Genomic DNA, 12160 nt, shown 5'->3' with positions numbered 1-12160 from the left:
GGCCGCTATCGGATTTTTCGCGAAGGGCCGGTTGATCGGCCAACCCGAACACGCTGCCGGACCGGATACGACCCACGTCGTTCAAGCGAGCCCTACTCACTCCATGCGCACCGCCCCGATCAACGCACACTGACCACGTCCATGTCCACGAACTCAACCGCTTCAAACGCCACGCCCACCGTCACCGAACTGCGCGTGATTCCGGTTGCCGGGCGCGACAGCATGTTGCTGAACCTGAGCGGCGCACACGGCCCGTTCTTCACTCGCAACGTCGTGATCCTGCGTGACAGCGCGGGGCACACAGGCGTGGGTGAGGTACCGGGCGGCGAGAGCATCCGCAAGACGATCGATGACGCACGACCACTCGTCGTCGGCCAGTCGATCGGCAATCTGCACGCCGTGCTCAACACCACGCGCAAGCAATTCGCGGATCGCGATGCAGGCGGACGCGGCACGCAAACCTTCGACCTGCGCACGACCATCCATGCCGTGACGGGTCTCGAAGCCGCATTGCTCGACTTGCTCGGCCAGCATCTGGGCGTACCCGTTGCTGCGCTGCTGGGCGAAGGCCAGCAACGCGATGAAGTGGAAATGCTCGGCTACCTGTTTTATGTCGGCGATAGAAACAAGACCGACCTGCCCTATTCCGCCGGGGCGGACGCGACCGACGACTGGACCCGCGTGCGCAACGAAGAAGCGATGACGCCGGAAGCCGTCGTGCGGCTGGCGGAAGCGGCGCACGCGCGCTACGGTTTCAACGACTTCAAGCTCAAGGGCGGCGTACTGTCGGGCGACGCGGAAATAGAAGCGGTCACGGCGCTCGCCGAACGGTTCCCCAAGGCCCGCGTGACGCTCGATCCGAACGGCGCATGGTCGCTGTCCGAAGCCGTGCGCCTGTGCCGCGACCAGCATCATGTGCTCGCTTACGCCGAGGACCCGTGCGGTGCCGAAAACGGTTATTCCGGCCGCGAGGTGATGGCTGAATTCCGCCGCGCCACGGGTTTGCCGACTGCGACCAACATGATCGCAACCGACTGGCGCCAGATGGGCCACGCGATCCAGTTGCAATCGGTGGATATTCCCCTCGCCGATCCGCATTTCTGGACGATGCAAGGCTCGGTGCGCGTCGCGCAAATGTGCAACGAGTGGGGCCTGACGTGGGGTTCGCACTCGAACAATCACTTCGACATTTCGCTCGCCATGTTCACGCACGTCGCGGCGGCGGCCCCCGGCAAGATCACCGCTATCGACACCCACTGGATCTGGCAGGACGGCCAGCGTCTCACGCGCGAACCGTTGCAGATCGTGGGCGGCAAGGTGAAGGTGCCGGCGCGGCCGGGACTGGGCGTGGATATCGATATGAACGAGCTCGAGAAAGCCCACGCGCTGTATCAGGAACACGGTCTCGGCGCCCGCGATGACGCCATCGCAATGCAATACCTGATTCCGAACTGGACCTTCGACAACAAGCGCCCGTGTCTGGTGCGCTGATTTCTTCAACGGCTGATGCAACGACTGATTTAGCGACTCACCCAAAACCAATTCACGACCGACCATGACGACACCTCAAGAGCTCAAGCAAATCGTTTCCGAAGGGCTGCTGTCCTTTCCGCTGACCGACTTCGACGAACAAGGCGACTTTCGCGCCGACACCTACGCCGAACGTCTCGAGTGGCTTGCGCCCTATGGCGCGACAGCGTTGTTCGCAGCCGGTGGCACGGGTGAATTTTTCTCGCTGACGCATAGCGAATATTCAGACGTGATTCGCACGGCGACGGAAACCTGCAAGGGCAAGGTGCCGATTCTCGCCGGTGCGGGCGGCGCGACGCGGGTTGCGATCGCTTATGCACAAGAGGCCGAACGGCTTGGTGCGAACGGTATCCTGCTCATGCCGCACTACCTCACCGAAGCCAGCCAGGAGGGTATTGCCGCGCACGTCGAACAGGTGTGCAAGGCGGTGAAGAACATTGGCGTGATCGTGTATAACCGCGCCAATTCGAAGCTCAACGCCGACATGCTTGAACGGCTAGCCGATACCTGCCCGAACCTGATCGGTTTCAAGGACGGCGTGGGCGAGATTGAAAACATGGTGACGATCCGTCGCCGTCTGGGCGACCGGTTTTCGTACCTCGGCGGTTTGCCGACAGCCGAGGTTTATGCCGAAGCGTACAAGGCGCTGGGCGTGCCGGTGTATTCGTCGGCGGTGTTCAACTTCATTCCGAAGACCGCGATGGAGTTTTATCGTGCGGTGGCATCGCAGGATCACGCGACCACTGGCCGTCTGCTCGACGAGTTCTTCATGCCGTACCTGGCTATTCGCAACCGCCGAGCGGGTTATGCGGTGAGTATCGTGAAGGCGGGTGCGAAGCTGATTGGCCGCAGCGCCGGTCCTGTGCGCGCACCGCTGACCGATCTGACCGAAGACGAAATGGCGCAACTCGATGTGCTGATCAAGAAGCTCGGCGCTCAGTAAGTCCCGCACTAGGTAAAAAGCCGTTCCAACGCGAGCTGGAACGGCTTTCTTGCACTTGGCACTAAACATAAAAACCCGCTTGACCTAAGCCGCCAGCAACACCACCGTCAGCGACCGCACACCTTGCGCGCCGCGAATCAGCACCCCTTCAATATCCGCCGTCGCCGATGGCCCCGTCACCAGCACGGCATAACGCGCGGCCTTGAAGTCATCGCGTCGATACACATCCTGCAGTCCATCCACAATTTGCGCGGGGTCGAGCAGCACGACCAGATGCTGCACCAGATAGCCGATCGAATTGACGATGTATTCGTCCTCGCTGAACCAGACCGATCCGGTTTCCGCCACGCCAAAGCGCGCGCGCACCACGCCTGCATCGACATCCTGAAGCAGCGCTGGCGACATATCGGCGGCAAGCGCACGGTTCCCCTCTATACCCGGCACGGCCGACGCGACTATCGCACCCGGGCCGAAACGCTCGCTGAGCAGCGCCCGCACCGTATCGAGCGATTCACCTTCGACGATTGTCCCTCCCATCGCGGCCAAGGCGGTGCGAAAGCGTTCGAGGCGCTCACCGGGCGGGGTATCGAAGAGCGGCACGTCGGGACGCGGCCGTCCAGCCGGTTGCGCGGCGCGGATCTTCGCGAGAAAACCTTCACGCGTGGTCGTCGTCATTTGTTGGCCGCCTTGCGATTTTTCCTGTACCACTCGTGAAAGGTTTCCGCGGGCGTTTCAGGCAGGTCGCGCTGCCGTCCCCAGATGTTCAGGGGGTTGTAGAGCACGAAGTTCGGCAGCCGCTTGAGCGCGCCGCCGAGCGACGCAACCGTGCCTCGATACAGCGTCGGACTGGCAAGCAGGCGCCCAGCCATCTTCAGCACTTCCTGCTTCACGAACGGCACTTCATGATTCGCCGCAATCACTTCGCGCCACTTGTAGATCTGCTCGTGGATATTGACCTTCGTCGGGCAGACATTCGTGCAACTGCCATTAAGCGTCGATGCAAACGGCAGGCTGCTGAAACGCTTCATATCGTAAGTGGGATTGATGATTGCGCCGATCGGCCCGGAGTAAGTAAAGCCATACGACAACCCCCCGCTGCGCCGATACACCGGGCACGTATTCATGCACGCGCCGCAGCGGATGCATTTGAGCGAGTACCAGAAGTCCTCCATCGCGAGGCGTTCGGAACGACCGTGATCGACGAGGATGTAGTGCATTTCCGAGCCGGGTCGCGGCGCGCGGAAATGCGACGTGTATTGCGTGATCGGTGAGCCGAGCGCACTGCGCGACAGCATGCGGATGAACACACCGAGATCGGAAATCCTGGGAATCAGCTTCTCGATCCCAATCGATGCAATGTGCAGCGGCGGCACATTCGCGGACAGATCCGCGTTGCCCTCGTTCGTGCACACCACGACCGTTCCCGTCTCCGCGACCGCGAAGTTGCAGCCCGTCATGCCGGCAGTTTTTTCGCGCACGAAATACGGGCGCGTGTTCATGCGCTGGCTTTCGGCGAGATAGTGGATGTCGCTGTTTTGCGGATCGGTGCCGATCGTGCGGCCGAACAACTCGGCCACATCCGCGCGCAGTTTATGCACGGCGGGCACGACCATGTGGCTCGGATCCTGGTTATCGAGTTGCTGGATGCGTTCGCCGAGATCCGTTTCCATCACCGTGATGCCGCGCGGCTCGATGTACTCGCGCATCTTGCATTCATCGGTGAGCATGGATTTGCTTTTGACGAGCGTGGTCAGGCCGCGCTCGGACATCAGCTTGTAGACGATCTCGTTGTGCTCTTCGGCCGTCGACGCGTAATGCACGATCACGCCGTGCGACTCGGCCTGGGTGATGAACTGATCGAGGTAATCCGCGAGATTCGAAAGCGTGTGCTCCTTGATCCCCGACGCCAGCTCGCGCAGCGTCTCCCATTCGGGCATGCCGTGCGCCTGCGCGTCGCGCTTGCTGCGCAGGTCCCAGAGGCGTTTGTCGTGGAAAGCGAGGTGATCTTCCTTCGCGATAAACACGCCTGCCGCCTTCGCGTGATCGAGCCGCTTGCTTTTCCCCTTCGCGACGTCGCTCATGCGCGTGCTCCGTTCAGGATCTGGGCAATGTGGATAAAACGGGCATCGAGTTTCAGACGTTCTGCGCAGCCCTGCTGATGCATCAGGCACGACATATCGCCTGAGACGATATATTGCGCGCCCGCGCCGAGATGATCGCGGACCTTGTCCTGCCCCATCCTCACCGATACCGCTTCTTCGGTCACTGAAAACGTGCCGCCGAAGCCGCAGCATTCGTCGGGGCGTGCAGGTGTGACGAATTCGATGCCCTTGACGCCTTCGAGCAAGGCACGGGGTTTGGAAAACGGCGCCCCATTGATCTCCGATGCAGACACTTCCTTCAGATGCCGGATGGCGCTGCAGCTATTGTGCAACCCAACGCGATGCGGGAATTCGGCCCACGGGAATTCGCGCACTTTGAGGACATCGTGGAGAAATTCGACCAGTTCATAGGCGCTCGTTCGGACCTTGCGAACCGATGGGGTCTGCTCGATGGCCGTCAGATGCTCGCGCACATGATGGATACAACTTGCCGATGGACCGACCACGTAGTCGTAATCGGCGAAATTACGGGCGAACACGCGCTCGGCGCCGGCGGCTTCTTTTTGCGCGCCGCTGTTCGCCATCGGCTGGCCGCAGCAGGTTTGTTCCTCGGGGTAATCCACTTCCACGCCAAGGCGCTCGAGCAATTCGAGTGTCGCGATGCCAACTTCGGGATAGAACGCGTCGATGAAACAGGGAACGAACAGGGCGACTTTCATTGGATAGGGCGGTGGGGAGCCTGTTGAGGAGCCTGAAAGACAAACAGTTTGCCACTTGGTAAGCTTGGTCTGACCAAGACTTTAAAGTTTGCGGCGTTTCATGTCAAACTGCCGAACCCGAGCGCGAACGATCTCTCCATGCCATTTAAGCCCGTCCATTCCTACACCCGAACACGCATCGCCGATGTCGTCTCCGACCAGATCCGGGCGCTGATCACGAGCGGCGCGTTGCTCCCCGGGCAGCGGCTCCCCGCCGAACGCGACCTGGCGGAACAGCTCAACGTCTCGCGCCCATCGCTGCGTGAAGCGCTAATCCGGCTGGAATCGGATGGATTTATCCAGGCTGCCGCGCGCAGCGGTTTCGTCGTGTCGGATGTCACCGCCCCGCTCGTATCCGCGCCGCTCGCCGCGTTGCTGAGCGAGCACCCCACAGCCAGCGCCGACGTCCTCGAACTTCGCCACGGCCTCGAGTCCCTCGCAACGGCCTACGCGGCTGAACGTGCAACCGCAACCGATCTGGCCCGCATCACCGAAGCATTCCATGCGTTGAAAACTGCCGCCGCCGAGCCAAAACGCACCCGCATAGCGGAACACGACGCGGCGTTTCATCTCGCCATTGCCGACGCCACCCACAACCTCGCTCTCGCCCACGTGATGCACGGCCTGCAGGAACTCGTGCGCGAATCGATGCTGACGTCGCATCGGCTGGTCGATTACGACGATCAGGTCGAAGCGAACTTGCTCGCACAACATCAAGCGATCTTCGATGCCATTCTCGCCCGCAATCCAGCACGCGCCCGCGAGGCCGCAGGTGCGCATCTGGACTACGTGAGCAAGCTTTATCGCGACCGCCTGCCCAAGCCGGAAGCATCCCGTCACCCTGCAAAAAACCAGAGTCCGGAGACCACGCCATGAATATTTCCAGCGCCCACTGGGGCGATCTTGCTGACGGTACGCCCGTCGATCTTCACACGCTCAGCCACGACAACGGCTTGCGGGTATCGGTGACGAATCTGGGCGCGGCCCTCGTCTCATGGTTCGCGCCGGATCGCGACGGCCATCTCGCGGATATCCTGCTCGGCCACGACTCCCCTGCCGCGTATACCACCGGCCCCGCCTACATGGGCGCGATTGTCGGACGCTGGGCGAACCGCATTGCGGGCGCGCGCTTTTCACTGGACGGCGTCGAGTACACGCTGGAAGCCAATCAACCGCCGAACTCGCTGCACGGCGGTTTCCACGGTTTCAGCTACCAGCTGTGGCAAGCGCGGCATACCGGGGACGCGTTGGTTTTCACGCTGGAATCGCCCGCCGGCGATAGCGGTTTTCCCGGCGCACTCACCGTCCAGGTGACGTACACGTTCAGCGCCGCCGGCGAACTGACGATCACCTACGATGCCTTCACGGACGCGCCCACGCCGCTCAATCTCACGAACCACGCGTACTTCAATTTGTCGGGCGTAGATTCGACGACTATTCACGATCACGAGATCGAACTCGCCGCCGATCATTTTTTTGCCATCGATCAATACACGATCCCGACCACGCTGGAAGACGTCGTCAATACGCCGTTCGACTTCCGTACGGCCGCGCTTCTCGGACCGCGACTGGACACCCGCGATAACGAGCAAGTGACGCTGGCGGGCGGCGGTATCGACCATTGTTATGTGTTGAGCACCGCAGCGCCGGTCACTGAACTGCCGGAAATGCGGCGTGTCGCGGCTGTTTATCATCCGGGCAGCGGACGCGAACTGATTGTCTCGACCACCGAGCGCGGGCTGGTGTTCTACACCAGCAACAACCTGGAAGGCGTGCCGGGCAAACGCGGCGTGACCTATCACAAGCACGGCGCGCTCTGCCTCGAAGCGGGCGGCTTTCCAAACCAGATCAACATGGAAGACGCGGAAGATGTGGTGTTGCGCCCGAACGAGCGATATCGGCAAATCACGCGCTACGCCATGCGCGTGAGGTAAAAAGGTGCCGCCCGCCACGGCGCCGATAGGAACCCGCCTACAATCGAATAGGACGCGCGCGGGTATCGGCGGCCCGGCCTCTCATCGATACTGGATTCATCAAATCAGATATCGAATGGAGGAAGACAATGCCTTATCTACTCGGTTGGTTGCTCGGTGTGCCGGTGATCGTGTTGGTGATCCTGTATCTGATCTTTCACTGAGCACGTTATTGAGCCTATCAACAGGCGCGGACGGCGAAAGCGCGCCGCACACGGTTTCATGTGGATGGAACGAAGGCGTCGTTACAATACGACGCCTTTTTCAATTCCTCATTCCCCGAAGGATTCCGATGAAACGCGCTGTCTTCGCCTTGACGTCCCTGACGTCGTTCGTTGCGTTGCTTGCTGCGCCCGCCCTGCATGCCGAGGAGATAGCCAGCGTCAACACGAATTTCCGTTTTACCGGCTCGGATCGTGTCACAGTCGAAGCGTACGATGACCCGGCGGTCACGGGCGTCACGTGTTACGTCTCTCGTGCACGCACCGGCGGAGTTAAAGGAACGCTCGGAATAGCCGAAGACCCGTCAGAGGCATCCATCGCTTGCCGGCAGGTCGCGCCGATCAAGATCGATGCACCGCTCAAGCAGAAATCCGATGTGTTCTCGGAACGTATGTCGTTTATCTTCAAGACGTTGCACGTGGTGCGTATTGTCGACGCCAAGCGCAATACGCTGGTCTACCTGACATACAGCGACCGGATTACCACCGGCAGCGCGAAGAACAGCGTGACAGCCGTGCCCATGCCCGCGGGCACGACCATTCCGGTCAAATAAGACGAAAGTGCCGGTTGGCCGGCCTTCGTCTGAATAATTGAAAGCTGACCTAAAGTTTACCCTGCCTGCGCCGATATACAGACGAACGGCCGTCGCCCTCATGGCGACGCCGACTGTCTTCCCGCGCCGGTTCAAACCGGCGAGCGGGATCGGGAACCGGGAACCATCATGGGTCAGATCACCCTTTCATTCAAAGAAGAGACGATAGCGGCGCTACGCCGTGACTTCGAGACGTTGATTCGTCTGTCGCTCAAGTTCGACCCGCAATTCGTCACGCCTACATTCGAGGATTTCCTGCGGGCAAAACTCCTCGACAACCCCACGCCGCTCACCGAACAGGCCGTCCAGCGAATGCTGCAAAACGGCCAGTACGCATGGGCGAAACGTGCACTCGACAAGGAGTTTCCGGACGTCGTCGAAATGATGATGCGTCAAGCCGCGGAACACGGCTTCGGCTTCGCGGTGCGTTCGGACTGGAAACCGGAAGATCTCATCAAGGCCTCGCGCGCATGGGCCACCGCGATCGTGACCGAAGCAAACGGCGACCCGGAGCAGATCGAAACGCTCGCGTCCCAGATCAAGGCGGCAGCATCGGACATCCAGGAACTGGAGATGAAAATGCAGACGCCCGCATGGCGTCTCGCCGATTCACTACGTCAACGCGTGTACGAAACCAAGATCGCGACTGAACACAGCGTGGGATCGACGTCGCGTGAGAAGCTAGGTGAATTGCGCTGTCTGCTGCGCCTCGGCATGTTTCATGGTTCGATTTCGAAGCAGGAAGCGCAGCAGGTGCTCGAGCAACTTCGCATGCTCAAGCCGGAGATTTTTATTGAAGAGCCGTACGACGGATTTACCCGTTTCGGCAACTGGCTGCGTGCGATCTTTACGCCGGAGCGCAAACCGCCCAAACCTTCGCGCGCGGAACGTTGAATTGAGCCCGTACTGAAGTCGTACGGAGCTCAAAAGCAATACCCTTCACTCCCACATCTTCTTGAGCCGCGCTGCGATATCGACTCTTGCCTTCGCCGCCGCGGCCAGCCCCGCCGCCGTCGGCGCGGCGGGCTCAGGCACCGCCGGCCACGCACACGCTTCGAACTGCGGCATCAGGTGTGCCGGAATGAAACGCGTGCGCGCCGCCCAGACGTGCCGGTCACCCATATGCGTCTGGTTGTGCACGTAAAAACGCTGCGGCGTGACAATGTGCAAGTCCTCTTTGGCACGTGTCATGGCGACATACAAGAGCCGCCGCTCTTCATCAATTTCCGCGTCGCTGCCCGTGCCCATATCCGACGGAATACAGCCATCCACGCCATTCATCACGAACACGTTCTTCCACTCCTGGCCCTTGGCCGAATGGATGGTCGAGAGAATCAGATAATCCTCGTCGATAAGCGGCACACCCGATTCGTCGCTGGTGGCATCAGGCGGATCGAGCGTCAGCTCGGTGAGAAAACGCTCGCGCGTGGGATACGTGGATGCAATGCTTTCCATCTGCAGCACATCGCCATGGCGGATGGACGCGTCTTCGTGATTACGCTCCAGATGCGGTTCATACCAGCGCCGGATCATCTCGAATTCAGCAGGCCAGCCGCTTTCGCGTGAACACACTGTCGACATCAGCGCGACCAGCGCCGGCCAGTCTTCGCTCGCGCGCAACGGCGCGGCGAATGCAGCCAACCCGGTCGCCAATGCGGCCGGCGTGCCGCCGCGCTCCGCCACCTGATCGAGCACCCGCCCGGCGATTGCCGGCCCAACGCCCGGCAGCAACTGCATGACACGAAAACCAGCCACGCGATCACGCGGATTCTCGCCCCAGCGCAATACCGCCAGCACGTCCTTGACATGAACGGAGTCGAGAAATTTCAGCCCGCCGAACTTCACGAATGGAATGTTGCGCCGCGTGAGTTCGATTTCGAGCGCAGCACTATGGTGCGCGGCGCGAAACAGCACCGCCTGCTGCTTGAGCGTCATGCCGCCTTCCCGCGCCTCCAGCACCTGCTCGACGATATAACGCGCCTGCTCGGCTTCGTCTGCAACCGAGACCAAGCGCGGCCGTTGCGCCGATGCCTTGTCGGTCCACAAGTTCTTCGTATAACGCTCGGCGGCAAGACCGATCACCGCATTCGATGCCGCCAGAATAGGCTGCGTCGAGCGGTAATTGCGCTCGAGCGTCACGCATTTCGCGGGCGGATTGAAGTGGCTCGGAAAATCGAGGATATTGCGCATCGTCGCGCCGCGAAACGAATAGATGGACTGGGCGTCGTCGCCGACTACCGTCAGGCCGCGGCCATCGGGTTTCATCGAAAGCAGGATGGACGCCTGCAACTTGTTCGTGTCCTGGTATTCATCCACAAGCACGTGGTCGAACCGGCTCGACAGATCCGCGGCAATGGACGGCTCGGCGGCAAGATGCGACCAGTAGAGCAGCAAGTCGTCATAGTCGAGCACGCTTTGCTGCTGCTTCGCATTGACGTACGCCGCGAACAGCCGGCGCAGGTCGTCTTCCCATTCGCGGCACCACGGAAACGCCTGGTCGAGCACGGTGGCAAGCGACACGCCGGTGTTGACCACGCGCGAATAGATGGCAAAGCACGTGGACTTGGCCGGAAAACGCTTTTCCTTCGCCGATAACCCCAGCTCGTGGCGCACGAGGTTCATGAGATCGGCGGAATCCTCGCGGTCGTTGATCGTGAACGACGGCGATAACCCCACGAGATCCGCGTAATCGCGCAACAAGCGTGCGCCTACGCTATGGAACGTCCCTGACCACGTGAGCCCTTGCGCGATCACGCTGCGCTTACCTAAGGCGTTCACGGCGATACGCGTCACCCGCCGGGTCATCTCGCTGGCTGCGCGCCGCGAAAACGTGAGCAACAGGATCCTGTGCGGATCCGCGCCCTTCACCAGCAAATGCGCCACGCGATGCGCCAGCGTATTGGTCTTGCCCGATCCCGCCCCGGCGATCACCAGCAACGCACCGGCCGGGTCGCTCGCGTTCGACGCTTGAGTGCCGTACTCGACCGCCTCACGCTGCGCGTCGTTCAGTTTGGTCAGGTACGACGCGATGTCTTCCGGCGCCGGCTTGGGCGCGAGATCGTCGTCGGTGGCGGAGTTGAGCGTGAGCACGGCGCGTGGGCTTTAAAATCGGGTGACGCACACTGTATATCCATACAACTCTTCCACGCAAGCAACTGATGCAGCAGGCTTTTGGCCCCATAAAATAAATGGTCCGGCGCGCTTGCGCGCGCCGGACCATCGGTTTTTCCTGCAGCCGTATTTGCCGCGAATCAGTCCGCTTTCTTCGCGTTTTTCAGGTTTGCGTCGGCGGCGGCTTCATTTGCCTTCGACTGCGATTCCGTCTTCTTCTTGTCGGCCTTGGCCTGCGCGACATTCGCATCCTTGTCCGCTTCAGCCTGCTTCTTCGCCGCTTTCTTTTCAGCGTGAGTGGGTTCGGCTGTGGTCTGCGTCTGCGCAACCGAAACGGTCGCGGCCGTCGCGAACGTGCCCGCGAGCAACGCTGCAAGCAGGCGTTTCGTGGTCGTAGTCATTAAATCCTCCTTACCAGCGGCCGCGTACAGGCGGCCGCCTTTTATTCATCCAAGCGTCATCGAACCTGGGAGCCTGAGACTTAGTGCTGCAGGCCTGTGTCCTTCGGACCATCCGGCTCGGCGGACTTCAGTTCGTCGTTGGCGGTCTGGTTGTCGGCCTTCTTGTTGATCTTTGCGTTGCGCACCTGCTCCTTGTATTGCGCCTTCGCTTCCTTGCTGGTCGCCTTCAACTCCTGCTTCGAGGCCTTCTTCGACGCCTTGTATTCAGCACTGGCCTGCGCGTTGGCATTGCGCTTCACGACCAGCGGATCGGTCGGTGCGGGAGCCACGATATTCTGCGGCGCCGGTGCGGTTTGCGCGGCCGGTGCGGACATCTGGCCGGTCGCGTCGGCGCCGGCTGGCTGCGCAGTCTGCGCGAACGCGGATGCAGACAAACCCATGGCGACAAAAGCGGTACCCAACAGCATTTTCTTGACTTGCGACATGTTCATTTCCTCTCTGGCAGTTTTTATTCCGGGAGGCCGATTG

At 61.0% G+C, this 12160-nt stretch carries 12 protein-coding genes; 6 read left to right on the top strand and 6 right to left on the bottom strand.

Annotation, left to right across the window (positions count from 1 at the left end; genetic code table 11):
- Positions 1 to 141: 141 nt before the first annotated feature.
- Both gudD and kdgD read left to right on the top strand, forming a co-directional pair.
- The gene (gudD, locus tag ABH944_RS28035; RefSeq protein ID WP_404610611.1) at positions 142 to 1491 is read left to right on the top strand and encodes a glucarate dehydratase; all 1350 of its coding nucleotides are present in this window, start codon (positions 142 to 144) and stop codon (positions 1489 to 1491) included.
- A gap of 64 nt (positions 1492 to 1555) precedes the next feature.
- On the top strand, positions 1556 to 2473 hold the full coding sequence (gene kdgD, locus ABH944_RS28030) for a 5-dehydro-4-deoxyglucarate dehydratase (RefSeq protein WP_404610612.1): 918 nt from the start codon (positions 1556 to 1558) through the stop codon (positions 2471 to 2473).
- A gap of 84 nt (positions 2474 to 2557) precedes the next feature.
- On the opposite strand, the gene ABH944_RS28025 is transcribed toward kdgD, so the two are convergent.
- From ABH944_RS28025 to ABH944_RS28015, 3 genes are read right to left on the bottom strand one after another with little or no spacing between them, the layout of a single operon-like run.
- Positions 2558 to 3148, bottom strand: a complete 591-nt coding sequence (locus ABH944_RS28025; RefSeq protein ID WP_404610613.1) for a LutC/YkgG family protein — start codon at positions 3146 to 3148, stop codon at positions 2558 to 2560.
- The gene (locus ABH944_RS28020; RefSeq protein WP_404610615.1) at positions 3145 to 4554 is read right to left on the bottom strand and encodes a lactate utilization protein B; all 1410 of its coding nucleotides are present in this window, start codon (positions 4552 to 4554) and stop codon (positions 3145 to 3147) included. The genes ABH944_RS28025 and ABH944_RS28020 overlap by 4 nt, the downstream gene beginning before the upstream one ends.
- Positions 4551 to 5294 carry a (Fe-S)-binding protein gene (locus ABH944_RS28015; protein ID WP_404610616.1) on the bottom strand — a complete coding sequence of 248 codons (744 nt, stop codon included), beginning with the start codon at positions 5292 to 5294 and terminating at the stop codon, positions 4551 to 4553. The genes ABH944_RS28020 and ABH944_RS28015 overlap by 4 nt, the downstream gene beginning before the upstream one ends.
- A 138-nt stretch (positions 5295 to 5432) precedes the next feature.
- Here ABH944_RS28015 and ABH944_RS28010 point away from each other — a divergent pair, with 138 nt between their 5' ends.
- The 4 genes from ABH944_RS28010 to ABH944_RS27995 all read left to right on the top strand — a co-directional run bounded on the left by ABH944_RS28010 (position 5433) and on the right by ABH944_RS27995 (position 9014).
- A complete protein-coding gene (locus ABH944_RS28010) occupies positions 5433 to 6209 on the top strand; it encodes a FadR/GntR family transcriptional regulator (protein ID WP_404610617.1) in 777 nt (258 codons plus the stop codon).
- A complete protein-coding gene (locus ABH944_RS28005; protein WP_404610618.1) occupies positions 6206 to 7267 on the top strand; it encodes an aldose epimerase family protein in 1062 nt (353 codons plus the stop codon). Before ABH944_RS28010 ends, ABH944_RS28005 begins: the two co-directional genes overlap by 4 nt.
- 331 nt (positions 7268 to 7598) lie before the next feature.
- Positions 7599 to 8081, top strand: a complete 483-nt coding sequence (locus ABH944_RS28000) for a CreA family protein (protein ID WP_404610619.1) — start codon at positions 7599 to 7601, stop codon at positions 8079 to 8081.
- A 168-nt stretch (positions 8082 to 8249) separates the two neighbouring features.
- Positions 8250 to 9014 carry a DUF4088 family protein gene (locus ABH944_RS27995; RefSeq protein WP_404610620.1) on the top strand — a complete coding sequence of 255 codons (765 nt, stop codon included), beginning with the start codon at positions 8250 to 8252 and terminating at the stop codon, positions 9012 to 9014.
- A 45-nt stretch (positions 9015 to 9059) separates the two neighbouring features.
- Here the strand turns inward: ABH944_RS27995 and ABH944_RS27990 are convergent, their stop codons facing one another.
- The 3 genes from ABH944_RS27990 to ABH944_RS27980 form a co-directional block, all read right to left on the bottom strand.
- A complete protein-coding gene (locus tag ABH944_RS27990; RefSeq protein ID WP_404610651.1) occupies positions 9060 to 11150 on the bottom strand; it encodes an ATP-dependent helicase in 2091 nt (696 codons plus the stop codon).
- A gap of 221 nt (positions 11151 to 11371) precedes the next feature.
- A complete protein-coding gene (locus ABH944_RS27985; protein ID WP_404610621.1) occupies positions 11372 to 11632 on the bottom strand; it encodes a hypothetical protein in 261 nt (86 codons plus the stop codon).
- An 80-nt stretch (positions 11633 to 11712) separates the two neighbouring features.
- Positions 11713 to 12117: a hypothetical protein gene (locus ABH944_RS27980; RefSeq protein WP_404610622.1), complete on the bottom strand. Its 405-nt coding sequence runs from the start codon at positions 12115 to 12117 to the stop codon at positions 11713 to 11715.
- Positions 12118 to 12160: the final 43 nt, after the last annotated feature.

The organism is Caballeronia udeis (genome assembly GCF_044909315.1).
Lineage (GTDB): Bacteria > Pseudomonadota > Gammaproteobacteria > Burkholderiales > Burkholderiaceae > Caballeronia > Caballeronia udeis_A.
This window is presented reverse-complemented; position numbering and strand designations above follow the sequence as displayed.